Origin of the sequence: Pantoea agglomerans (genome assembly GCF_021397715.1) — a bacterium.
In the GTDB taxonomy this organism is placed as follows: domain Bacteria; phylum Pseudomonadota; class Gammaproteobacteria; order Enterobacterales; family Enterobacteriaceae; genus Pantoea; species Pantoea astica.
Genome location: NZ_CP090207.1, coordinates 2,975,681 through 2,998,304, shown reverse-complemented (window position 1 = coordinate 2,998,304; position 22,624 = coordinate 2,975,681). Strand labels below are relative to the sequence as shown.

Here is a 22,624-nt window from a genome sequence, read left to right as displayed (position 1 = left end):
AAAGATAATGAGTAGCGTAGATATTCTCGTTCCCGACCTGCCTGAATCGGTTGCCGATGCCTCCGTGGCAACCTGGCACAAAAAACCAGGCGATGCAGTGACTCGCGATGAAGTGCTGGTTGAAATTGAAACTGACAAAGTGGTGCTGGAAGTGCCGGCATCCGCTGACGGTATCTTAGAAGCCGTGCTGGAAGATGAGGGCGCAACCGTCACTTCACGCCAGATCCTGGGCCGTCTGAAAGAGGGCAACAGCGGCGGTAAAGAGAGCAGCGCGAAGTCTGAAAGCAAAGAGTCGACTCCGGCTCAGCGTCAGACCGCCTCCCTGGAAGAAGAGAGCAATGATGCGCTCAGCCCGGCCATTCGCCGTCTGATCGCGGAACATAACCTCGACGCTTCGCAGATCAAAGGCAGCGGTGTTGGTGGTCGTCTGACCCGTGAAGATGTTGAAAAACATCTGGCCAACAAGCCTGCTGCGCCGAAAGCCGCTGCACCTGCCGCTGACAGCGCGCCGCAGCCTGCTGTGGCAAACCGCAGCGAAAAACGCGTGCCGATGACCCGTCTGCGTAAGCGCGTGGCTGAACGTCTGCTGGAAGCGAAGAACAGCACTGCGATGCTGACCACCTTCAACGAAATCAACATGAAGCCAATCATGGATCTGCGTAAGCAGTATGGTGAGGCGTTCGAGAAGCGTCACGGCGTGCGTCTGGGCTTCATGTCGTTCTACATTAAAGCGGTTGTTGAAGCGCTGAAACGCTATCCGGAAGTGAATGCCTCCATCGATGGCGAAGATGTGGTTTACCACAACTACTTCGACGTCAGCATTGCCGTCTCGACGCCACGCGGTCTGGTCACGCCAGTGCTGCGCGATGTTGATGCACTGAGCATGGCTGACATCGAGAAGAAAATTAAAGAACTGGCGGTGAAAGGCCGTGACGGCAAGCTGACGGTTGAGGATCTGACCGGCGGTAACTTCACCATCACCAACGGCGGTGTGTTCGGTTCCCTGATGTCTACACCGATCATCAACCCGCCACAGAGTGCCATCCTCGGTATGCACGCCATCAAAGATCGTCCGATGGCGGTCAATGGTCAGGTGGTGGTGCTGCCAATGATGTATCTGGCGCTCTCCTACGATCACCGTCTGATCGATGGCCGTGAATCTGTCGGCTACCTGGTTGCGGTGAAAGAGATGCTGGAAGACCCGGCGCGCCTGCTGCTGGATGTCTGATTTTCATCGGGCGCGCCTCGCCGCGCGCCCAACCTCTTTACTCTTTTCAGACCTGAATGGATAGAACATCATGAACTTACACGAATACCAGGCGAAACAACTGTTTGCACGGTATGGCATGCCAGCACCGACCGGTTACGCCTGTACTACACCACGTGAAGCGGAAGAAGCAGCCTCGAAAATTGGCGCAGGCCCGTGGGTAGTAAAATGTCAGGTTCATGCCGGTGGCCGCGGTAAAGCGGGCGGTGTGAAAGTGGTTAACAGCAAAGAAGAGATCCGTGCCTTTGCTGAAAACTGGCTGGGCAAACGCCTGGTGACCTACCAGACAGACGCCAATGGCCAGCCGGTCAACCAGATTCTGGTTGAAGCAGCGACCGACATCGATCAGGAGCTTTACCTGGGTGCGGTGGTCGATCGTGCAACGCGTCGCGTGATCTTCATGGCCTCAACCGAAGGCGGCGTGGAAATCGAAAAAGTGGCGGAAGAGACCCCGCACCTGATCCACAAAATGGCGCTTGATCCCCTGACCGGTCCACAGCCTTATCAGGGCCGTGAGCTGGCATTCAAACTGGGCTTGTCCGGTAAGCTGGTGGGTCAGTTCACCAAGATCTTTATGGGTCTGGCGACGCTGTTCCTGGAGCGCGATCTGGCGATGGTTGAGATCAACCCGCTGGTGATCACTAAGCAGGGCGATCTGATCTGCCTGGATGGCAAACTGGGCGCCGATGGCAATGCCCTGTTCCGTCAGCCAGAACTGCGCGAAATGCGCGATCCAAGCCAGGAAGATCCGCGTGAAGCCCATGCGACACAGTGGGAACTGAACTATGTTGCGCTGGAAGGCAACATCGGTTGTATGGTGAACGGCGCAGGTCTGGCGATGGGTACCATGGACATCGTTAAGCACCACGGCGGTCAGCCAGCCAACTTCCTTGATGTCGGCGGCGGCGCAACCAAAGAGCGCGTCACAGAAGCCTTCAAAATCATCCTGTCTGACGATGCGGTGAAAGCCGTGTTTGTTAACATCTTCGGCGGTATCGTACGCTGCGACCTGATTGCCGACGGCATCATCGGCGCAGTGGCTGAAGTGGGTGTTAACGTACCAGTCGTGGTACGCCTGGAAGGTAACAACGCCGAGCTGGGCGCCCAGAAACTGGCGGACAGCGGTCTGAACATCATTGCAGCAACCAGCCTGACAGACGCCGCACAGCGTGTTGTTGCTGCCGCGGAGGGTAAATAATGTCCATTCTGATCGACAAAAACACCAAAGTCATTTGCCAGGGTTTCACCGGTGGCCAGGGGACTTTCCATTCTGAGCAGGCGCTGGCTTACGGCACCCAACTGGTTGGCGGCGTGACGCCAGGCAAAGGCGGCACCACGCACCTTGGTCTGCCGGTGTTCAATACCGTGCGCGAAGCCGTAGAAGCGACCGGCGCAACCGCCACCGTCATCTACGTACCGGCACCGTTCTGTAAAGATGGCATCCTCGAAGCGATCGATGCGGGCATTAAACTGATCATCACCATCACCGAAGGTATCCCGACGCTGGATATGCTGACGGTGAAAGTGAAGCTGGATGAAGCAGGCGTGCGGATGATCGGTCCAAACTGCCCAGGCGTGATCACCCCAGGCGAATGCAAAATCGGCATCATGCCGGGCCACATTCACCAGCCGGGCCGCGTCGGCATCGTGTCACGTTCAGGGACACTAACCTATGAAGCGGTTAAGCAGACCACGGACATCGGTTACGGCCAGTCGACCTGCGTCGGCATCGGCGGCGACCCGATCCCAGGTTCTAACTTCATCGACATCCTGAAAATGTTCCAGGACGATCCACAGACCGAAGCGATCGTGATGATCGGTGAGATCGGTGGCAGCGCGGAAGAAGAAGCGGCGGCGTTCATCAAAGAGCACGTCACCAAACCGGTTGTTGGTTACATCGCGGGTGTGACGGCACCTAAAGGCAAGCGTATGGGCCATGCGGGCGCCATCATTGCCGGTGGTAAAGGCACCGCTGACGAGAAGTTTGCGGCGCTGGAAGCAGCGGGCGTGAAAACCGTTCGCAGCCTGGCTGACATTGGTGATGCCGTGAAAGCGGTACTGCCAGCGAAATAAGCCGGACCGTTCCGACAAAAAAGCCACCTCATGCGGGTGGCTTTTTTTATGCGGTTAAACGGCCGCCAGAGCTTGGTGCGGCTGGGCCGGATACCGCGCTGAATCATCCTCTAAAAACCGCCAACGTTAATTAAATAGATCAAAGGTAACCTTTTTTAAATAATATTCAGCGCGACGATGACATCCTGATAACAAGAAACCTACCTGAACATATCTGGAAACTTATTGCGTTAATCCAGATCAATTATCGGCAAGTTATAACCAACTATTCCGCTGGCAAAGCGCAGCGTTAAAGGCGTAAATTGCGCTGCATCAATCCAGCCTTTTACACAAACTTTCAAACGTTTGCTCTGACCGGGGATGACACCCTCTTTTCTGTTGTTTCTGCTTACGTTGAAGATAGCGCTGCGTTGACACTCAGGGCTGCTTTACCCGTTATTTGCCAGCATCGGGCAGCTCATTTACCGGTTCCGCCGGGTATAAAAAAACTGGAATTAATAAACAGTCGTTCCTGACTCAGATTACGCGCGCCGCTGACGCGCGCGTAACGAGATAATGCGAGGAGCAAGGAGTCATTATGTTAGATATCGTCGAGCTGTCGCGGTTACAGTTTGCCTTAACGGCGATGTACCATTTTCTGTTCGTGCCTTTAACGCTGGGTATGGCGTTTTTGCTGGCGATCATGGAAACGGTTTACGTCCTGAGCGGTAAACAAATTTATAAAGATATGACTAAATTCTGGGGCAAGTTATTTGGTATTAACTTTGCGCTGGGTGTGGCTACCGGTCTGACGATGGAATTTCAGTTCGGCACCAACTGGTCCTATTATTCTCACTACGTCGGCGATATTTTCGGTGCGCCGCTCGCCATTGAAGGCCTGATGGCGTTCTTCCTCGAATCCACCTTTGTCGGTCTGTTCTTTTTTGGCTGGGATCGGCTGGGCAAAGTGCAGCATCTGGCGGTGACCTGGCTGGTGGCGCTTGGCTCAAACATGTCTGCGCTGTGGATTCTGGTGGCCAACGGCTGGATGCAGAATCCCATCGCTTCTGAGTTCAACTTCGAAACCATGCGTATGGAGATGGTCAGCTTCTCTGAGCTGGTGCTGAACCCGGTTGCGCAGGTGAAATTCGTTCATACCGTGGCAGCCGGTTACACCACCGGTGCGATGTTCATTATGGGCATCAGCGCCTGGTACATGCTGAAAGGGCGTGACTTCGCCTTTGCTAAACGCTCGTTCGCCATTGCGGCCAGCTTTGGCATGGCGGCGATACTGTCGGTAATCGTGCTGGGTGATGAGTCCGGTTATGAGATGGGCGACGTGCAGAAAACCAAGCTGGCAGCGATTGAAGCGGAATGGGAAACCCAGCCCGCGCCTGCGTCATTTACCCTGTTTGGCCTGCCGGATCAGGAAACCCGCGAAAACAAATATGCCATTCAAATCCCGTGGCTGCTCGGCCTGATCGCGACCCGATCCACCGACACGCCAGTGACCGGTCTGAAAGATCTGATGGCGCAGCATGAAGTGCGTATCCGTAACGGCATGAAAGCCTACGCCTTGCTGAATGAACTGCGTGGCGGCAGCCAAGACCCGGCAGTACGCGATGCGTTCAACGCCCATAAACAGGATCTTGGTTATGGTCTGCTGCTGAAGCGCTATACCGACAACGTGGCGGATGCGACCGAAGCACAGATTCAGCAGGCGACGCAGGATTCCATCCCGCGCGTGGCTCCGCTTTACTTCGCCTTCCGCATCATGGTTCTTTGCGGCGTGCTGCTGCTGGGTGTGATGACCCTGGCGTTCTGGAGCGTGATCCGTAACCGCATCGGTAAGAATCGCTGGTTACTGAAAGCGGCGCTGTTTGGTATCCCGCTGCCGTGGATTGCCATCGAATCGGGCTGGTTTGTGGCCGAATATGGTCGTCAGCCGTGGGCGATCGGTGAAGTGCTGCCGACCGCGGTCGCCAACTCGTCGCTGACCACGGGCGATCTGCTGTTCTCCATGATCCTGATCTGCGGCCTCTACACGCTGTTCCTGATAGCTGAGATGTACCTGATGTTTAAATTTGCCCGCCTCGGGCCGAGCAGCCTGAAAACCGGGCGTTACCATCATGAACAGATCACGGCGATCACCCAGCCGGTGCAGGGATAAGGAGAAGGATCATGTTTGATTATGAAGTACTGCGCTTTGTCTGGTGGCTGCTGATAGGCGTCCTGCTGATTGGCTTTGCGGTCGCGGATGGCTTTGATATGGGCGTCGGTATGCTGACGCGCATTCTGGGCCGCAACGATACCGAACGCCGCATCATGATTAACTCGATTGCGCCGCACTGGGATGGCAATCAGGTGTGGCTGATCACGGCGGGCGGCGCGCTGTTTGCTGCCTGGCCGATGGTCTATGCCGCCGCGTTTTCCGGCTTCTATGTGGCGATGATTCTGGTGCTCGCCTCGCTGTTCTTCCGTCCGGTGGGTTTCGATTACCGCTCGAAGATTGAAGACAACCGCTGGCGCGGTGCCTGGGACTGGGGCATCTTCATCGGCAGCTTCGTGCCACCGCTGGTGATTGGCGTGGCGTTCGGTAACCTGTTGCAGGGCGTACCGTTCCATGCTGATGAGTATCTGCGCCTGTTCTATACCGGTAACTTCTTCCAGCTGCTGAATCCGTTTGGCCTGCTGGCGGGCGTGGTCAGCGTCGCGATGATTCTGGCGCAGGGCGCGACCTACCTGCAGATGCGCACCACCGGTGAACTGCATCTGCGGTCACGCACTGCGGCACAACTGGCGGCGCTGGTGATGATGGTCTGCTTCGTACTGGCGGGCGTCTGGGTCAAATATGGGATTGATGGCTACGTAGTCACCAGCACCATCGATCACTTCGCTGCCTCTAACCCATTGGGTAAAACCGTGGTGCGCGAAGCGGGTGCCTGGATGGTCAACTTCCAGAATCATCCTGTGCTGTGGCTGTTCCCGGTGCTGGGTACTGTGCTGCCGCTGCTGACCATCCTCTGCTCACGGGTTGAGAAGGGCGCGTGGGCGTTCCTGTTCTCTTCCCTGACGCTGGCCTGCGTCATCATGACCGCCGGTATCGCGATGTTCCCGTTCATCATGCCATCCAGCACGGTGCCGGGAATGAGCCTGACGATGTGGGATGCCACCTCCAGTCTGCTCACCCTGAAAATTATGACCGTCGCCGCGGTGATTTTCGTACCGATCATTCTTGCCTACACCAGCTGGTGTTACTGGAAGATGTTCGGTCGCATCACTAAAGAGCACATTGAAAGCAACAGTCACTCACTCTACTGATTAAGGAGACGACGCATGTGGTATTTTGCCTGGATTCTTGGCACCTTGCTGGCCTGTGCCTTTGGTATCGTCACCGCACTGGCGATTGAGCATGTCGATGCGCAGGATGAGACACACTGATGCGTACCGTGATTCAGATGCTCTATGGTCTGATGGATAAGGGCCCGTTACGGGCCCTTTCACTGCTGCTGGCGCTGGTGACGGCTGGCGGCGTGCTGTGGGACCCGACGCGCTTTGCCGACCACGCAGGCCGGCTGCCTGCACTGCAGGCGGTGGTGCTGATTTGGGCGATCTGCTGTGGCGTGATCCACGGCGTCGGTTTCCGGCCACAACATACCCGATGGCAGGCGCTGTTTTCTCCCTTACCGGCAATGGGGGTGCTGTTTATCGCGCTTTATCGCTTTTACGCTTAATCTCCCGCCATATCGACGCTGTGAGTGAGTTTTTGTCAGCGTCCGGTCAAGAAATCTCCCTGAAATCGTTCCGTTTGTTTCGGTGCGATAATTATTTTCGCCTGGCTCTGGCGACCCATTCCAAACCCGATTTGTCTTGCGTATAGTAGCAACGTTTAAAACGAGGCCGGGATATAGAGTGAGTACAACGCTGTTTCGCTGGCCGGTTCGGGTCTATTACGAAGATACTGATGCCGGTGGCGTGGTTTATCACGCCAGCTATATCGCTTTTTATGAACGAGCACGTACCGAAATGTTGCGTCAGCACCATTTCAATCAGCAGACGCTGTTAGAACAGCAGGTCGCTTTTGTGGTGCGGCGCATGACGGTGGACTATCTGGCCGCAGCGCGTCTTGATGACCTTCTGGAAATCCAGAGTGAAGTGACATCAATGACCCGGGCGACTATGACGTTTACCCAGCGTATCGTGAATGCTGAAGGCAAAGTGCTCAATGAGGCAGAGGTCCTGATTGCCTGCATTAACCCACATCTGATGAAGCCGATTGCGCTTCCCAAGTCTATTGTCGCGGAGTTCAAGCAGTGACTGACATGAACATTCTTGATTTGTTCCTGAAGGCGAGCCTTCTGGTCAAACTTATCATGTTGATTTTGATCGGCTTTTCGATTGCCTCCTGGGCGATCATTATTCAGCGTACGCGTATTCTCAACGCGGCGGGGCGGGAAGCGGAGGCGTTTGAAGACAAGTTCTGGTCCGGTATCGAACTCTCTCGTCTCTATCAGGAGAGCCAGGGTCGCCGTGATGAACTCGCCGGGTCGGAGCAGATTTTCTACTCCGGCTTCAAAGAGTTTGCCCGTCTGCATCGCGCGAATAACCACGCGCCTGAAGCCGTCATTGAGGGCGCAAGTCGTGCAATGCGCATCTCGATGAACCGTGAGCTGGAGGCGCTGGAAAACCACATTCCTTTCCTCGGCACCGTCGGTTCCATCAGTCCCTATATCGGTCTGTTTGGTACCGTCTGGGGAATCATGCACGCCTTTATCGCGCTGGGCGCGGTGAAGCAGGCGACTCTGCAAATGGTTGCACCAGGTATTGCTGAAGCGCTGATCGCCACGGCGATCGGTCTGTTTGCGGCGATCCCGGCGGTGATGGCCTATAACCGACTGAACCAGCGCGTGAACAAACTGGAGCAGGGCTATGACAACTTTATGGAAGAGTTCACCGCCATTCTGCATCGCCAGGCTTTCTCCAGCGATAGCGCTAAGTAAATAGAGGTTAATGATGGCCAGAGTACGTGGTCGCAAACGCCGCGACCTGAAGTCGGAAATCAACATCGTTCCGCTACTGGACGTCCTGTTGGTGCTGTTGCTGATCTTCATGGCGACGGCGCCCATTATTACCCAGAGCGTAGAAGTGGACCTGCCTGATGCCACCGATTCGAAAACCGTCGCCAGTGACGATAACCCGCCGGTGATTGTCGAAGTGGCGGGTGTCGGTCAGTACAGTCTGGTGGTCGATCACGATCGTATGGATCAGTTGCCACCGGAGCAGGTTATCAGCGAAGCGCAGCGTCGACTGGAAGCGAATCCAAAGACCGTCTTTTTGATCGGGGGCGCGAAAGAAGTGCCTTACGACGAAATTATTAAAGCGCTCAACCTGCTGCACCAGGCGGGTGTTAAATCTGTCGGTTTGATGACGCAGCCGATTTAAAATCGAACCGTTTTTTGGGAACCGAGTGTGTCGAAGGCAACCGAGCAAAACGAGAAGTTAAAGCGCGCGATAATCATTTCGGTGATTCTGCACATCGTGCTGATCGCGCTGCTGATATGGAGCTCGTTTAATGAGCACATTGACGCCAGCAGTGCCGGTGGCGGCGGCAGCGATATTGATGCTGTGATGGTCGATCCCGGTGCGGTAGTGAGTCAATACAACCGTCAGCAGAACCAGCAGAGCGACAGCCAGCGCGCTGAACAGCAGCGTAAAAAGCAGGCGCAGCAGCAGGCTGAAGAGTTGCAACAGAAACAGGCCGCTGAGCAGCAGCGTCTGAAAGCGCTGGAGAAAGAGCGGCTGGAAGCGCAGGAAAACGCCAGACAGCAGGCGAAGCAGCAGGCCGAACAGCAAAAAGCGGCAGAAGAGGCAGCGAAGCAAGCGCAGGAGCAACAAAAAACCGCTGAAGCGGCTGCAGCGAAAGCGAAAGCGGACGCAAAAGCTCAGGCGGATGCGCAGGCGAAAGCCGCTGCTGAACAGGCCAAACAGGCTGCCGCAGAGGCGAAGAAACAGGCCGATCAGCAGGCTAAAGCGGCCGCGGCCGCGGCAGCCAAAGAAAAAGCCGTAGCCGAAGCCAAAGCGAAGTCGGAAGCTGAGGCGAAAGCCGCTGCAGAAGCTAAAGCGAAAGCTGCGGCCGATGCGAAAGCTAAAGCGGCTGAAGAAGCCAAAGAAAAGGCGGCTGAAGCCGCGAAAGCGAAAGCCGAAGCCGCTAAAGAGAAAGCAGAAGCCGCCGCCAAAGCCAAAGCGGACGCAGCTAAAGAGAAAGCGGAAGCCGCTGCGAAAGCGAAAGCGGATGCAGCCGCCAAAGCAAAAGCTGACGCCGCAGCCAAAGCGAAAGCCGATGCGAAGGCCAAAGCCGCTGCAGATGCCGCCAACGACAGCGATGTTGATGACCTGCTAGGCGGACTCGCCTCCGGTAAAAATGCGCCGAAAAGTGGCACTTCTGGCGGCGCAGCAGGTCAGGGAAATCAGAAGAAAGCGGGTGCCTCAGGAGCGGAGATTAACTCCTACATGGGCCAGGTTGTCAGTGCAATTCAAAGTCGATTCTATGATGCGGATCTCTATCGCGGAAAAACCTGTGATTTGCGGATTAAACTTGCGCCTGATGGATTGTTGATTGATGTTAAGTCAGAGGGTGGCGATCCCGCGCTCTGTCAGGCCGCGATTGCTGCCGCCAGACAGGCACGTATACCGAAGCCACCTTCACAGGCGGTCTACGAAGTGTTTAAAAACGCCCCAATGCGTTTTAAACCGCAATAATGCAGTATCTGACGGCAAGTTGATCTAAGGTTAGCTTGCCGTAATTAAGTCGTACTCATGGTTTCCAGGAACAGTGCCAATTATCGTGGACTGAGGTTCAGATAAGGGAGATAAAATGAAGCAAGCTCTTCGCGTTACGTTAGGCTTTTTTATCCTGCTGTGGGCAGCCGTGCTGCATGCAGAAGTTCGTATTGAGATCACCCAGGGTGTGAATACCGCACGCCCGATTGGCGTGGTCCCGTTTAAATGGGCCGGTGCTGGCGCCGCGCCAGAAGATATCGGTGGCATTGTGGCGGCTGACCTGCGCAACAGCGGTAAATTTAATCCGCTTGATCGCTCACGTCTGCCACAGCAGCCAACCAGCGCGCAGGAAGTTCAGCCTGCTGCCTGGAGCGCGCTGGGCATTGATTCCGTCGTTGTGGGTCAGGTGCAGTCTAACCCGGATGGCAGCTATCAGGTCTCTTATCAGCTCGTCGATACCGGCGGCGCGCCAGGAACCGTGCTGGCACAGAACTCCTTCAAGGTGACCAAACAGTGGCTGCGCTATGCGGCGCACACCGCCAGTGACGAAACCTTTCAGAAGCTGACCGGCATTAAAGGCGCTTTCCGCACCCGTATCGCCTATGTGGTGCAGACCAACGGCGGTCAGTTCCCATATGAACTGCGCGTGGCGGATTACGATGGCTACAACCAGTTTGTGGTACACCGCTCGCCGCAGCCGCTGATGTCACCCGCCTGGTCGCCAGATGGCAGCAAAGTGGCTTACGTGACCTTTGAAAGCGGCAAGTCAGCGCTGGTAGTGCAGACGCTCTCCAACGGTGCTGTGCGCCAGGTCGCCTCTTATCCACGTCACAACGGTGCGCCGGCGTTCTCACCAGATGGCTCAAAACTGGCTTTTGCCCTGTCTAAAACCGGCAGCCTCAACCTCTACGTCATGGATCTGGCGTCCGGTCAGACCCGTCAGGTGACCGATGGCCGTTATAACAGCACCGAACCGACCTGGTTCCCGGATAGCCAGACGCTGGCTTATACCTCGGATCAGGCGGGTGCGCCGCAGATTTATAAAGTGGGTCTCAACGGTGGCACGCCACAGCGTATTACCTGGGAAGGCGGTCAGAACCAGGATGCGGATGTGGCTACCGATGGTAAATCAATGGTGATGATTAGCACCAGTGGCGGTGCTCAACACGTCGCCAAACAGGATCTGGAAACGGGAGCCGTTCAAACGTTAACGGACACGTTCCTGGATGAAACGCCGAGCCTGGCACCGAACGGCACAATGGTAATCTATAGCTCTACTCAGGGGATGGGTTCCGTGCTGCAGCTGGTTTCAACCGACGGCCGTTTCAAAGCGCGTCTTCCGGCAACTGATGGACAGGTAAAATTTCCTGCCTGGTCGCCGTATCTGTAATGTCTGACTTAACAGACATCACAAACAATAAACAATAATGGGATTTTTGAAATGCAACTGAACAAAGTGCTGAAGGGTTTGATGCTGGCTCTGCCGGTTCTGGCAGTAGCGGCTTGTAGCTCACACAAAAACAACAACAATGACCAGACTGGCATGGGCGCTGATGGCGCTTACGGTGCAAATTCTGGCATGAACGGCAACGGCGGCAACATGTCTTCTGACGAGCAGGCGCGTCTGCAGATGCAGCAGCTGCAGCAGAACAACATCGTCTACTTCGGTCTGGACAAATATGACGTTCAGTCTGATTACGCTCAGATGCTGGATCAGCATGCTGCCTTCCTGCGTAGCAACCCATCTTACAAAGTGACCATTGAAGGTCACGCGGATGAGCGCGGTACGCCGGAATACAACATCGCCCTGGGCGAACGTCGCGCCAGCGCAGTGAAAATGTATCTGCAAGGCAAAGGCGTTTCTGCCGATCAGATGTCTATCGTTTCTTACGGTAAAGAGAAGCCAGCGGTTCTGGGTCATGACGAAGCGGCTTACTCTAAAAACCGTCGTGCCGTACTGGTCTACTAAGAGAATCACATGGTTAGTAACTTCAGACATCATCTGTTGAGTCTGTCGTTACTGATTGGCGTAGCGGCCCCCTGGGCCGCTAATGCCCAAGCGTCAATCAGTAGCGTTGGCTCCGGCTCGGTCGAAGACCGTGTCACCACTCTTGAACGAATCTCCAATGCCCAGGCACAGCTGATGCAACAACTGCAACAGCAGATGAGCGATAACCAGCGTGACATCGACTCGCTGCGTGGGCAAATCCAGCAAAACTCGTATCAGCTTAATCAGGTCGTCGAGCGTCAGAAGCAGCTCTATCAGCAGATCGACAGCCTGAGCAGCAGTAACAGCGGCGGCGCGCAGTCAGCGGCTGGCAGCGATGCCTCAGCCGGTGCAGCAGCGGCCACCGACGCGGGTGCGGCGGCTGCCACTGATAGCGCACCGACGCAGAGCGGTGATGCGAACAGTGATTACAATGCGGCTGTTGCGCTGATTCTGGAGAAGAAACAGTACGATCAGGCGATCACTGCGCTGCAGGCATGGGTAAAACGTTACCCTGATTCGACCTATCAGCCGAACGCCAATTACTGGCTGGGACAGCTGAACTACAACAAAGGCAAAAAGGACGACGCGGCCTATTATTACGCCACGGTGGTGAAAAACTATCCGAAGTCGCCGAAAGCCGCAGAGGCGTTATTGAAAGTGGGCGTCATCATGCAGGAGAAAAACGACACGGCGAAAGCCAAAGCGGTTTACCAGCAGGTGATCAAACTTTATCCCAATACCGACTCTGCAAAACAGGCGCAAAAACGTCTGGCAGGGATGTAATCTGTACGGTTCAGACCGGATATCGTGTGATTTCTGGTCTTGCCGTATGAAAGGTAAGCAAACGACGCTTTTGGCAGAAATAAGGGTTGCGCTACCTCAGTAAATCAGTAATATATGCCGCCGTTGCCGGGTGACATTGCAAAATTGCAAAAGTGTCCGGTAAGCCTGAAGATGGGTCGTTAGCTCAGTTGGTAGAGCAGTTGACTTTTAATCAATTGGTCGCAGGTTCGAATCCTGCACGACCCACCATCTCCGGTCAGACGCGTTATTAATTGCGCGCCCTTTCAGGAAATAACCTTCAGCATTGCTTCACAACCTAAGATGGGTCGTTAGCTCAGTTGGTAGAGCAGTTGACTTTTAATCAATTGGTCGCAGGTTCGAATCCTGCACGACCCACCATCTTGTTTCAGGCGCCTGGCGCGAAGAACGGTTGTAAGCCCCCAGCGGGTCGTTAGCTCAGTTGGTAGAGCAGTTGACTTTTAATCAATTGGTCGCAGGTTCGAATCCTGCACGACCCACCAATTAAGAAAGAAGCGCCTTTAAGGCGCTTTTTTCGTTTTCAGGGCATAGAGTTAAGCGTGCCGGATGAGAACCTGCCGCAGGTTCGACTGAATCGCCAGGAGCGATTCAGGCTGATGCGCCAGGAGCGATTCAGGCTGATGCGCCAGCATCACCCGCAGGGCGAGGCCCCGGATGGGCCGAGGCTTATCCTGCACGACCCACCAATTAAGTAAGAAGCGCCTTTAAGGCGCTTTTTTCGTTTTCAGGGCACAGAGTTAAACGTGCCGGATGAGAACCTGCCGCAGGTTCGACTGAATCGCCAGGAGCGATTCAGGCTGATGCGCCAGCATCACCCGCAGGGCGAGGCTCCGGATGGGCCGAGGCTTATCCTGCACGACCCACCAATTAAAAAAGAAGCGCCTTTAAGGCGCTTTTTTCGTTTTCAGGGCACAGAGTTAAGCGTGCCGGATGAGAACCTGCCGCAGGTTCGGCTGATGCGCCAGCATCACTCCATTTCCCGACTACGACAGACTTTTCCAGATATGCATCACCGCGTAGCTACGCCACGGCCGCCAGACCTGTGAACGCTGCTCAGCGGCGCGCGGCGTCAGGCCACCCAGATTATTGCGCACCGCAATATCTTCTTTCGGAAACGCATCCGGCCAGCGCAGGGCGCGCATCGCAATATAGTGAGCCGTCCACGGACCAATGCCCGGTAAGCTCATCAGCCGCGTCATCATCGCCTCAGGCGACAGCGTGGCATTGAACCGTAGCTCACCGCTGGCGCAGGCGCTGGCGAACGCCTGAATCGCTCTGGCGCGGGCGCTGACAATCCCGAGCCGGGCAATCTCATCCAGCGCGGTTTCTGCAATCCGTTCCGGACGGGCGGAGTAACGTGACAGATCGGCGAACGGCGTCACGCAGGCCTCGCCAAACGCCTCAGCAAAACGGCTGCTCAGCGTGGTCGCGGCTTTCACCGTGATCTGCTGACCAAGTATCGCCCGGACCCCCATTTCAAAGCCGTCAAAGGCACCAGGCACCCGCAGGCCGGGATAATCCGCCAGGCTCTGCGCCAGCAGCGGGTCCTGTTGCAGGTGCGCCGCAATTCGCTGTGGCTGCGCATTAAGATCGAACAGATCGCGCAGCCGACGCAGCAGGGCGGGCAACACCGGCGTTAAGCTGCTGGTGAACTCAACCTGCAACGCCTGTTTTGCCGGCAGATGTGACACGCTGACCCAGCCGCGATAGTCGCCCAGCGCCACGGTGCGCCGGTAACAGTTATCTTCAACCGCCTCGATCTCTTTCATCAGGCGGAGCTGCAGAAAACTGAGCATCGCCTGCCAGTCGTAAGGCGGACGATAGCTAAGCCGCAGCCGCATAGTATCATCAGGCTGCAGCTGTGCCGCCGGCAGCGTCTGCTTGCGTAAGGCACCCGGTGTCATGCGGTAACGGGCCTGAAAGACATCATTGAAGCGCCGCAGGCTGCCAAAGCCGCTGGCATAGGCGACATCAATAATCGGCAACCGGGTTTCGGTCAGTAGCTGTTTCGCCAGCAGCATCCGACGCGTCTGCTTCAGCTCCAGCGGCGAGACGCCCAGCTCCTGCTGCACAATCCGCCGCAGCTGGCGTGCGCTGATGCCAAACTCGGCCGCAATCTCATCCAGCCCCTCGTGCTGCTCCAGCACGCCTTCCTCAATGCGCTGCACCAGCCGATCGGCAATGCGATGCGCATGATCCACCGGCGCATTGCCCGGTGCCAGTTCTGGCCGGCAGCGCAGGCAGGGACGGAACCGCGCTTTTTCGGCCGCTTCGGCGCTGCTGAAGAACAGACAGTTTTTCTGCATCGGCGCTTTCACCGGGCAGATCGGACGGCAATAGATGCCGGTTGAGGTGACGCCGACGAAGAAAACTCCATCGAAGCGGGTATCACGTGAGGTCAGCGCCTGATAGGCAATCTCGGGATCGAGCATGGTCTTTCTCCGGCAAATAAAGCGCAGCCTACGCCGGATACGGCAGGCAGACTGGCTGTTTTCGGACAGCACAACAGTTTATCGTCGTGACCGAAAACAGCCAGCCTGACGGCTGAAAAGTGCGATAATCGGCACTGACTCAGTGAGCGGAGAATCAGCATGTATTACTTCAAACCTATCGTCACACCGGTCGGCGAACTCAAGCTGGTGGCCAGCGACCGTGGTCTGGTCGGCATTTTGTGGGAGAACGACGATCCCAGACGCACCCGGTTTCTACCGCAAACCCGTCACGATGACCTGCCGGTGTTTCTGGCGGCCGAACAGCAGCTGGCGGAATATTTTGCTGGCAAACGCCGCTGTTTCGAACTGCCGCTCGACTTTGTCGGCACCGACTTTCAGAAGAAGGTGTGGCAGGCGCTGGTGGCGATCCCGTTTGGCGAAACACGCAGCTACAGCCAGATTGCCCGTGAGATTGGTCATCCGCTGGCAGTCCGTGCGGTCGGGGCCGCCAACGGCCGTAATCCGCTCTCGATTATCGCACCCTGCCATCGGGTGATTGGTGCCAACGGTAAACTCACCGGCTTTGCCGGGGGACTGGAGATCAAAGCCTTTCTGCTGGCACTGGAAGCCCCGCAGGCACACCTGGCGCTGGCAACCACCACGCAGCCCGACGTGAGCTGATTATTCATACGGGCTGAACAAAAACCCCACGACACACCGAGACATTTCCGCTATCGTGTTTAGCATATAAAACACGATGGCGGGATCAACGCCATAAGTCGCCTTAACAGGCGATTTTCGTTAATTAGATAAAACGAGAGCTGTGTCATGAGTGTGATGTTCGATCCTGAGAGCGCCGTTTACCCCTTTCCGCCTAAACCGGCCCGTCTGACTGACGATGAAAAAGCGGGCTACCGCGAAAAAATCAAAGCGTTGCTGAAAGCGCGTAACGCCGTCATGGTGGCGCACTACTATACCGACCCGGAAATTCAGGCGCTGGCCGAAGAGACCGGCGGCTGTGTCTCGGACTCGCTGGAGATGGCGCGCTTCGGCAGTCAACATCCGGCCACGACCTTGCTGGTGGCGGGCGTGCGCTTTATGGGTGAAACCGCCAAAATTCTCAGCCCGGAGAAGAGGGTGCTGATGCCGACGCTGCAGGCGGAATGCTCACTCGATCTCGGCTGCCCGATTGAGGAGTTTAACGCCTTCTGCGATGCCCATCCCGATCGTACCGTGGTGGTCTACGCCAATACCTCCGCGGCGGTGAAAGCACGCGCCGACTGGGTGGTGACCTCCAGCATCGCGGTTGAGCTGATTGAACATCTCGACAGTCTCGGTGAGAAGATCATCTGGGCACCGGATCGCCATCTTGGCCGCTACGTGACGCAAAAATCGGGCGCGGATGTGCTGTGCTGGCAGGGCGCCTGTATTGTGCATGACGAATTTAAAACCCAGGCGCTGCAGCGCATGAAGGCGCTCTATCCCGACGCAGCGGTGCTGGTGCATCCGGAGTCGCCGCAGGCGATTGTCGATCTGGCCGACGCGGTGGGCTCTACCAGCCAGCTGATTCAGGCGGCGAAATCGCTGCCGCATCCGCAAATGATTGTGGCCACCGATCGCGGCATCTTTTATAAAATGCAGCAGGCGGTACCGGAGAAAGAGCTGCTGGAAGCGCCGACCGCTGGCGAAGGGGCTACCTGCCGCAGCTGCGCCCACTGTCCGTGGATGGCGATGAACGGCCTCAGGGCGATTGCAGAGGCGCTGGACTCGGGCGGCGCGCAGCATGAGGTGCAGGTTGACAATGACCTGCGAGAAGCCGCGTTGCTGCCGCTTAACCGCATGCTATCCTTTGCAGCGGATCTTAAACTCAACGTGAAAGGAAACGCGTAAGCGTTTCTTTGACAGGTGCCTGGCATGGACTTCTTCAGCACACACAATATTCTGGTTCATATTCCGCTCGGTGCGGGCGGCTACGATCTCTCGTGGATTGAGGCGATCGGCACGCTGGCAGGCTTGCTCTGCATCTGGCTCGCTAGCCTGGAAAAGATCGTCAACTATCCGTTTGGCCTGATTAACGTCACGCTGTTTGCGGTGATCTTCTTTCAAATCCAGCTCTATGCCAGCCTGCTGTTACAGCTGTTCTTTTTTGTCGCCAATCTCTATGGCTGGTACGCCTGGAGTCGCCAGACCGACGACCACCAGGCCGCGCTGAAGATTCGCTGGCTGCCGTTACCTAAAGCGCTGGCGTGGGCGGTGGGCTGCATCGTTGCGATTGCGCTGATGACGCTCTATATCGACCCGGTATTTGCCGTCCTGACGCAGGCAGCGGTCACGCTGATGAACGTTCTCGGACTGACGGTGGCGATGCCGGTGCTGCAACCGGATGCCTTCCCGTTCTGGGATTCGTGCATGATGGTGCTGTCGATTGCGGCAATGATTCTGATGACGCGCAAATATGTTGAGAACTGGCTGCTGTGGGTGATTATCAACGTGATCAGCGTAATGATCTTCGCCCGTCAGGGGGTGTATGCGATGTCGCTGGAGTATGTGATTCTGACGCTGATTGCGCTGAACGGTTCCCGGATGTGGATTCGCAGCGCGCGGCAACAGGGTTCCCGCGCGCTGTCGTCTCAGTGAGCGTGATGCTCGCCCGCGGCGTGATGGTGCGCAGGATGAGAGTGATCTGAGCCACCGCTGATGCCGAGCTCACACTCGGCACCGGCACAGGGCTGATACTCCATCTGTACGGTGGCGTGCGCAATCTGATAGTGCTGCTGCAGATAGGCGTGAATGCGGTGCAGCAGCGCATCATGATCGTACGGCGGGATCACCTGCACATGCAGCGTCAGCAGCGGTTTCTCGCCAACCTGCCACAGATGCACATGATGCACGTTGCGCACTTCGGCAATATTCAGGGTCAAATCGCGAATCAGCCGGGTGACGTCAAGCGAGCGCGGCGCACCTTCCAGCAGCTCCTGCAGGCTTTCACGCAGCAGCGCCCAGGCGCTGCGCAGTACCAGCAGCGACACCAGCAGGGACAGGATCGGGTCAATCGGCGTCCAGCCGGTCAGCATAATGATCACTGCCGCCGCCACCGCCCCGACCGAACCCAGCAAATCACCCATCACATGCAGCGCCGCAGCGCGCACGTTGAGGTTCTTCTCGCCGCTGCCGTGATGCAGCAACCAGAACGACAGGATATTGGCCAGCAGTCCCGCGATAGCAATGCCCAGCATCAGCCCGCCGGTGACCGGCTGCGGATCGGCGAAACGGCGCACGGCTTCCCAGACGATCAGGGCGGTAATCACCAGCAGGGCGATAGCGTTGACGAAGGCGGCCAGCGTGGTCAGGCGCAGCAGGCCGAAAGTATGGCGTGCATTGGGCTTGCGGCGGGCAAACTGCACTGCCAGCAGCGCCATCAACAGCGCTGCCGCATCGGTCAGCATATGTCCGGCATCGGCCAGCAGCGCCAGCGAGCCAGAGAGCCAGCCGCCAATCACTTCGGCGATCATAAACAGGGTGGTAACGCCAAATGCCGCGGCCAGACGGGTACGATTGCTATCCTGCCCGCTATGAGTGTGGGTGTGTGCCATAAGAATCCAGTTTTTTCAGTAACCTGTTAGTCAATAATATCAGTAATCGCCACGTTTCAGCGGTGTCCTGATGCTGTTTTGCCTGCTCCGCTAACTGCTGGCTAAGCTGCGCGCCTTCCTCCAGCCCGACCAGTAACCAGCTGCCTTTCATCCGGTGTGCGGCTTCCGCCAGCTGCGTCCAGTCCTGCCGATCGCGCGCCGCGGCAAGCCGCGCCAGATCCTGGCTGACGGTGTCGCGTAATGTCTGGCTCAGACGGCCAAGGAACCGGTCGTTGTGCTGCGCCAGTCGTAACAGGTTGTCATCCAGTGCCGCCAGCGGATCGGGCTGCCAGGCGGCCAGCAGGGCGCTGAGATCGGATAACTGCACCGGTTTAATCAGCACCCGTTCGCCGGCCGCCAGCGGCTGGGACAGCAACTGGGCGTCGGCTGAGCACAATACCCGCATCGCCTGACGGCCACGCTGACGATCGCGACGGCGCAGCAGCCGCAGCAGCAGCGTGCCGTCGGGACGCGGCATCATCTGGTCGATAAACAGCAGGTCATACGGCTGCTGCGCATCGGCGCGCAACAGGTCGCGGCCCTGCTCGAAGGTATCGGCCTGAATAGCGAAGCGCGCCAGCTGCTGCTGCATCACCAGCAGATTGGTGGGATGGTCATCAACAATCGCCACCCGCAACTGCGGGTAGCCGGGCAGGGCAGATTCGCTGACAGGGCTGACCGGCTGACAGGGCTCAAGCGGAAGCGTGACCGTCACTTCTGTGCCATGACCGGGTTGAGAAACCAGCCGGATATCGCCGCCCATGCGCAACACCATTTCCCGGCAGATAAACAGCCCCAGGCCGCTGCCCTGGACGGAAACCGATTTGCCGGACGGTGCCTGATACCAGGGATCGAACAGCTTCTGCTGCTCCTCCGGCGGAATGCCGCTACCGCTGTCGCTGACTGTCAGCTCCAGCTGCTGTCGGGCCGCCAGCGTCAGCCGGATCTCACCGTGCCGGGTAAATTTCAGCGCATTGGTCATCAGGTTATTCACTACCTGTTGCAGGCGATCGGCATCGATCAGAATCGCCTCCGGCAGCGGCGTCAGCGCCCTGACCACCAGACGCGGTCCGTCAGCGCGCATCAACGGATGGTAAAAGTGCTGCTGCTGTTCGAGCCAGGTCGCCAGCGCCAGCGGACGCGGCGACAGCGTAAAGCTGTTGCTCTCAATCCGGGCGTGATCCTGCAGGTCGTTGAGTAAGGTCAGCAATGATTGCGCGCTGCTGTGCAGTAGCGTCAGATTCTGGCTGCTGTGCTGCTGCTTTTCCAGCTCCAGCAGTCCGAGAATCGCCTGCATCGGCGTGCGCAGCTCATGGCTGACGGTGGCCAGAAACTGACTCTTCATCGCGTTGGCGCGCTCCGCCTGCTCACGCTGCTGACGCTCCCGGCGCTGCTGCCAGTAGCGGCGCGCCAGTAACAGCAGCAGTAAGGCGATCGCCGCTCCGGCCACTACCAGCACCATCATCGGTAAGGAGCGCATCACCATCACGCTGCCCGGCTGTGGCGGAGTGGACCAGCTATCGCGCATCTGGCTCTGGGTTTCAGCCGGAATCTGCTGCAGCGCCCGATCCAGCAGCGCACGCAGCACCGGCTGCTCCGGGGCGACGCCCAGCGCGATCGGCCAGGCGATGTCGCTGGCGGCGAAGGCGAGATGAATACGGGGATCGTTGCGGCTGGCGATGCGCCAGCGGGCTGACAGCACGTTATCGACCAGGGCATCAATCTGGCCTCTGGCCAGCGCATCGTACAGGCTGTTGCGATCGGCAAAGCGCTGCGGCTGCAGGTCGTCGGGCAACAGCCGCTGCGCCAGATCGTCCTGTAGCACGCCGACCCGCTTACCGCGCAGGTCACGCCAGTGCGTCAGGGAATGGGGCTGAATGCTGTAGATGCCCCACAACGCCCGCCACACCGGCAGCGAGGTGCTCTGCATCGCATCACCGTTAAGCGGTTGCATCAGCTGCAGCATCGCCTGCTGCTGACCGATCAGTGCGGCGGCCTGGCGGGGATTGCTGACCCATACCGGCTCGAATTGCAGTCCGGTACTCTGGGCGATCACTTTCAGCAGCTCGACGCCGTAGCCGCGCGCCGTGCCGGTGCTGTCGCGGTAGCTCCACGGATAGTTATCCGGCTCGGCGGCGTAGAACACCCGTGGATGGGCGGCAATCCATGCCCGTTCATCCGGGCTGAGCATCAGCGTCTGGGTATCCTGATAGCGTGGCAGGATGCTGCTCCAGCGCGCCTGAAGCGTATTCATCAGCTCGGCGGGCAGCTGACGCAGGCTCTGATTGATCCAGTTAATCAGCTGCGGATCGCGGCTCACCGCGCGCAGGCTGAGCTGACCGGCCTCTATCCGCGAAGCAATCTGATAAATCTGACCCTGCTGCAGCTGACTTAACAGAAAGCCGGCGCTGGTCTCATCCGCCACCACATAATCGTTCTGCTGATTAAGCAGGGTATAGAGAGCCTGCAGATCGCTGCTATAACGCCGCCAGCGATGGCGCGCCGCCAGATCGGGCGGCAGCTGTGCCAGCGTGGTGTCACTGATCGCCAGCTGGGCATTCTGGCTGTTAAACATCACGGCGCGCTGATTCTGCTGGTTACGGTAGATGCGCAGCGGGCTGCTGTACCAGATGTCACTGCTGAGCGTGCCTGGCGGTAACGGCGCGGCCAGCATACCCAGGGCAAAATCGATCTCTCCGTCATTCAGCGCCTGCAACAGATGTGCCTGATCGGCGTACAGCGTCAGACTGAACTGGGCACCGGTCAGCTGACGCAGCGCCGAGAGATAATCGGCATTGATGCCATAGAGATCGTTGCCGATGCGCATCGCCCAGGGCGCGTTGTTCTCCTCCAGCAGACCGACGCGCAGCATCCGACCCTGCATGGTTTCGGCGCGGTTCACCGGCAGCATCATCGGCAGATTTACGCTGCTCACTGGCCGGACGGCCATCCCGACCCCGCTCCATAACAGCAATAAAATCAGCAGCCAGTTCCTCACTGCTGCGCTTTCCACAGGTCAGCCAGTTCCACCACCGAGCGGGCACCGGTCTTTTCCAGAATATTCTTTTTATGAGTGCTGACGGTTTTGTTGCTGATATGCAGCTGAGCGGCAATTTGCAGGTTAGAGAGGCCGCTGGCCAGTAATGCCAGGACCTGGCGCTCTTTCTGGGTCAGCGGCAGTTCTGGTTCATCCTCAATAGCAGGAAAGGCCGTGTGACCGCCCAGCACCGCCAGAATCGCGCTCAGGAGCTGCTCCATGCGCTGACTTTTCACCACATAACCTGCCGCACCCAGCGCCTGAGCGCGTCGCATGGTGTGGTGGGTTTGCTGCGCCGAGTAGATCAGCACCGGGCAATCGGGCAGATGAATCTTCAGACGGCGCAGAATCTCCAGGCCGTCGCCATCCGGCAGGCCAATGTCCAGCACGATAATATCCAGCGGCAAAGAGAGAAAGGCGCGTGCGGCTTTTTCACTGCTGGCGGAGTAAAGTTTTACCGGAATCGGTGACTGAGTCAGCGCAGCCTCAAGGGCGACCTCGACCAGTGGATGATCGTCAATCAGAAGCAATGCGGCCATGAATATTTCCCTGTTAATTTCACCGGCTCAGCATAGCGGAAGAGAAGAGAGGAGGGGAGAAAAAGACAGGAGA

Annotated in this window: 21 protein-coding genes, 3 tRNA genes and 2 other RNA genes; 22 read left to right on the top strand and 4 right to left on the bottom strand. The window is 57.4% G+C overall.

Annotated features, from left to right (window positions below):
- Positions 1–7 precede the first annotated feature (7 nt).
- The 19 genes from odhB (at position 8) to LZU96_RS14100 (ending at position 13,777) form a co-directional block, all read left to right on the top strand.
- The gene (odhB, locus tag LZU96_RS14190; protein ID WP_233984886.1) at positions 8–1,228 is read left to right on the top strand and encodes a 2-oxoglutarate dehydrogenase complex dihydrolipoyllysine-residue succinyltransferase; all 1,221 of its coding nucleotides are present in this window, start codon (positions 8–10) and stop codon (positions 1,226–1,228) included.
- 70 nt (positions 1,229–1,298) lie between these two features.
- A complete protein-coding gene (gene sucC / locus LZU96_RS14185) occupies positions 1,299–2,465 on the top strand; it encodes an ADP-forming succinate--CoA ligase subunit beta (protein WP_046288453.1) in 1,167 nt (388 codons plus the stop codon).
- The gene (gene sucD, locus LZU96_RS14180; RefSeq protein WP_021508535.1) at positions 2,465–3,340 is read left to right on the top strand and encodes a succinate--CoA ligase subunit alpha; all 876 of its coding nucleotides are present in this window, start codon (positions 2,465–2,467) and stop codon (positions 3,338–3,340) included. Before sucC ends, sucD begins: the two co-directional genes overlap by 1 nt.
- A 577-nt stretch (positions 3,341–3,917) precedes the next feature.
- Positions 3,918–5,489, top strand: a complete 1,572-nt coding sequence (gene cydA, locus LZU96_RS14175) for a cytochrome ubiquinol oxidase subunit I (RefSeq protein ID WP_233984885.1) — start codon at positions 3,918–3,920, stop codon at positions 5,487–5,489.
- An 11-nt stretch (positions 5,490–5,500) separates the two neighbouring features.
- Positions 5,501–6,640 carry a cytochrome d ubiquinol oxidase subunit II gene (gene cydB, locus LZU96_RS14170; RefSeq protein WP_233984884.1) on the top strand — a complete coding sequence of 380 codons (1,140 nt, stop codon included), beginning with the start codon at positions 5,501–5,503 and terminating at the stop codon, positions 6,638–6,640.
- Positions 6,641–6,655: 15 nt separating this feature from the next.
- Positions 6,656–6,760, top strand: coding sequence for a cytochrome bd-I oxidase subunit CydX (cydX, locus tag LZU96_RS14165; RefSeq protein ID WP_094119676.1), 105 nt, complete (start codon positions 6,656–6,658; stop codon positions 6,758–6,760).
- On the top strand, positions 6,760–7,053 hold the full coding sequence (gene ybgE, locus LZU96_RS14160; protein WP_233984883.1) for a cyd operon protein YbgE: 294 nt from the start codon (positions 6,760–6,762) through the stop codon (positions 7,051–7,053). Before cydX ends, ybgE begins: the two co-directional genes overlap by 1 nt.
- A gap of 178 nt (positions 7,054–7,231) precedes the next feature.
- The gene (gene ybgC / locus LZU96_RS14155; protein ID WP_031374830.1) at positions 7,232–7,636 is read left to right on the top strand and encodes a tol-pal system-associated acyl-CoA thioesterase; all 405 of its coding nucleotides are present in this window, start codon (positions 7,232–7,234) and stop codon (positions 7,634–7,636) included.
- Positions 7,633–8,319, top strand: coding sequence for a Tol-Pal system protein TolQ (gene tolQ, locus LZU96_RS14150; protein ID WP_031374831.1), 687 nt, complete (start codon positions 7,633–7,635; stop codon positions 8,317–8,319). Before ybgC ends, tolQ begins: the two co-directional genes overlap by 4 nt.
- A 13-nt stretch (positions 8,320–8,332) precedes the next feature.
- A complete protein-coding gene (tolR, locus tag LZU96_RS14145; RefSeq protein WP_010260764.1) occupies positions 8,333–8,761 on the top strand; it encodes a colicin uptake protein TolR in 429 nt (142 codons plus the stop codon).
- Between the two features lie 27 nt (positions 8,762–8,788).
- Positions 8,789–10,078, top strand: a complete 1,290-nt coding sequence (tolA, locus tag LZU96_RS14140; protein WP_233984882.1) for a cell envelope integrity protein TolA — start codon at positions 8,789–8,791, stop codon at positions 10,076–10,078.
- Between the two features lie 115 nt (positions 10,079–10,193).
- Positions 10,194–11,489, top strand: a complete 1,296-nt coding sequence (tolB, locus tag LZU96_RS14135; protein ID WP_233984881.1) for a Tol-Pal system beta propeller repeat protein TolB — start codon at positions 10,194–10,196, stop codon at positions 11,487–11,489.
- A gap of 51 nt (positions 11,490–11,540) precedes the next feature.
- Entirely contained in the window at positions 11,541–12,068 is a 528-nt protein-coding gene (pal, locus tag LZU96_RS14130) for a peptidoglycan-associated lipoprotein Pal (RefSeq protein WP_031374834.1), read from the top strand.
- Positions 12,069–12,077: 9 nt separating this feature from the next.
- Positions 12,078–12,872, top strand: coding sequence for a cell division protein CpoB (cpoB, locus tag LZU96_RS14125; RefSeq protein WP_233984880.1), 795 nt, complete (start codon positions 12,078–12,080; stop codon positions 12,870–12,872).
- Between the two features lie 173 nt (positions 12,873–13,045).
- Positions 13,046–13,121, top strand: a tRNA-Lys gene (locus tag LZU96_RS14120).
- A gap of 74 nt (positions 13,122–13,195) precedes the next feature.
- Positions 13,196–13,271 (top strand) — tRNA-Lys (locus LZU96_RS14115).
- 46 nt (positions 13,272–13,317) lie between these two features.
- Positions 13,318–13,393 (top strand) — tRNA-Lys (locus LZU96_RS14110).
- Between the two features lie 43 nt (positions 13,394–13,436).
- Positions 13,437–13,597: non-coding RNA, RtT sRNA (locus LZU96_RS14105), on the top strand.
- 43 nt (positions 13,598–13,640) lie between these two features.
- Positions 13,641–13,777, top strand: a non-coding RNA gene (locus LZU96_RS14100) — RtT sRNA.
- Positions 13,778–13,894: 117 nt separating this feature from the next.
- Here LZU96_RS14100 and LZU96_RS14095 read toward each other — a convergent pair.
- A complete protein-coding gene (locus LZU96_RS14095; RefSeq protein ID WP_233984879.1) occupies positions 13,895–15,343 on the bottom strand; it encodes an AlkA N-terminal domain-containing protein in 1,449 nt (482 codons plus the stop codon).
- Positions 15,344–15,502: 159 nt separating this feature from the next.
- On the opposite strand from LZU96_RS14095, the gene LZU96_RS14090 reads away from it, so the two are divergent.
- From LZU96_RS14090 to pnuC, 3 genes are all read left to right on the top strand, one after another.
- The gene (locus LZU96_RS14090; RefSeq protein WP_233984878.1) at positions 15,503–16,024 is read left to right on the top strand and encodes a methylated-DNA--[protein]-cysteine S-methyltransferase; all 522 of its coding nucleotides are present in this window, start codon (positions 15,503–15,505) and stop codon (positions 16,022–16,024) included.
- A gap of 147 nt (positions 16,025–16,171) precedes the next feature.
- A complete protein-coding gene (gene nadA, locus LZU96_RS14085; RefSeq protein ID WP_233984877.1) occupies positions 16,172–17,233 on the top strand; it encodes a quinolinate synthase NadA in 1,062 nt (353 codons plus the stop codon).
- A 24-nt stretch (positions 17,234–17,257) separates the two neighbouring features.
- Positions 17,258–17,980 (top strand): nicotinamide riboside transporter PnuC, encoded by a 723-nt coding sequence (gene pnuC / locus LZU96_RS14080; protein ID WP_233984876.1) that lies wholly within the window; start codon positions 17,258–17,260, stop codon positions 17,978–17,980.
- Here the strand turns inward: pnuC and zitB are convergent.
- From zitB to LZU96_RS14065, 3 genes are read right to left on the bottom strand one after another with little or no spacing between them, the layout of a single operon-like run.
- Complete coding sequence (gene zitB / locus LZU96_RS14075; RefSeq protein ID WP_233984875.1) at positions 17,974–18,936, bottom strand: CDF family zinc transporter ZitB; 963 nt, start codon at positions 18,934–18,936, stop codon at positions 17,974–17,976. The two genes, pnuC and zitB, sit on opposite strands and share 7 nt — an antisense overlap.
- Positions 18,914–21,988 carry an ATP-binding protein gene (locus tag LZU96_RS14070; RefSeq protein ID WP_233984874.1) on the bottom strand — a complete coding sequence of 1,025 codons (3,075 nt, stop codon included), beginning with the start codon at positions 21,986–21,988 and terminating at the stop codon, positions 18,914–18,916. The genes zitB and LZU96_RS14070 overlap by 23 nt, the downstream gene beginning before the upstream one ends.
- Entirely contained in the window at positions 21,970–22,551 is a 582-nt protein-coding gene (locus tag LZU96_RS14065; RefSeq protein ID WP_094119441.1) for a response regulator transcription factor, read from the bottom strand. The genes LZU96_RS14070 and LZU96_RS14065 overlap by 19 nt, the downstream gene beginning before the upstream one ends.
- Positions 22,552–22,624: the final 73 nt, after the last annotated feature.

What these genes read in the sequence shown, in the direction of transcription:
- cydA (WP_233984885.1), top strand. Translation starts at nt 3,918, where the DNA reads ATGTTAGATATCGTCGAGCTGTCGCGGTTACAGTTTGCCTTAACGGCG.
- tolB (WP_233984881.1), top strand. Translation starts at nt 10,194, where the DNA reads ATGAAGCAAGCTCTTCGCGTTACGTTAGGCTTTTTTATCCTGCTGTGG.
- pnuC (WP_233984876.1), top strand. Translation starts at nt 17,258, where the DNA reads ATGGACTTCTTCAGCACACACAATATTCTGGTTCATATTCCGCTCGGT.
- sucC (WP_046288453.1), top strand. Translation starts at nt 1,299, where the DNA reads ATGAACTTACACGAATACCAGGCGAAACAACTGTTTGCACGGTATGGC.
- zitB (WP_233984875.1), bottom strand. Translation starts at nt 18,936, where the DNA reads ATGGCACACACCCACACTCATAGCGGGCAGGATAGCAATCGTACCCGT.
- pal (WP_031374834.1), top strand. Translation starts at nt 11,541, where the DNA reads ATGCAACTGAACAAAGTGCTGAAGGGTTTGATGCTGGCTCTGCCGGTT.
- tolR (WP_010260764.1), top strand. Translation starts at nt 8,333, where the DNA reads ATGGCCAGAGTACGTGGTCGCAAACGCCGCGACCTGAAGTCGGAAATC.
- LZU96_RS14095 (WP_233984879.1), bottom strand. Translation starts at nt 15,343, where the DNA reads ATGCTCGATCCCGAGATTGCCTATCAGGCGCTGACCTCACGTGATACC.
- cpoB (WP_233984880.1), top strand. Translation starts at nt 12,078, where the DNA reads ATGGTTAGTAACTTCAGACATCATCTGTTGAGTCTGTCGTTACTGATT.
- sucD (WP_021508535.1), top strand. Translation starts at nt 2,465, where the DNA reads ATGTCCATTCTGATCGACAAAAACACCAAAGTCATTTGCCAGGGTTTC.
- nadA (WP_233984877.1), top strand. Translation starts at nt 16,172, where the DNA reads ATGAGTGTGATGTTCGATCCTGAGAGCGCCGTTTACCCCTTTCCGCCT.
- odhB (WP_233984886.1), top strand. Translation starts at nt 8, where the DNA reads ATGAGTAGCGTAGATATTCTCGTTCCCGACCTGCCTGAATCGGTTGCC.
- LZU96_RS14065 (WP_094119441.1), bottom strand. Translation starts at nt 22,551, where the DNA reads ATGGCCGCATTGCTTCTGATTGACGATCATCCACTGGTCGAGGTCGCC.
- cydB (WP_233984884.1), top strand. Translation starts at nt 5,501, where the DNA reads ATGTTTGATTATGAAGTACTGCGCTTTGTCTGGTGGCTGCTGATAGGC.
- LZU96_RS14090 (WP_233984878.1), top strand. Translation starts at nt 15,503, where the DNA reads ATGTATTACTTCAAACCTATCGTCACACCGGTCGGCGAACTCAAGCTG.
- ybgE (WP_233984883.1), top strand. Translation starts at nt 6,760, where the DNA reads ATGCGTACCGTGATTCAGATGCTCTATGGTCTGATGGATAAGGGCCCG.
- cydX (WP_094119676.1), top strand. Translation starts at nt 6,656, where the DNA reads ATGTGGTATTTTGCCTGGATTCTTGGCACCTTGCTGGCCTGTGCCTTT.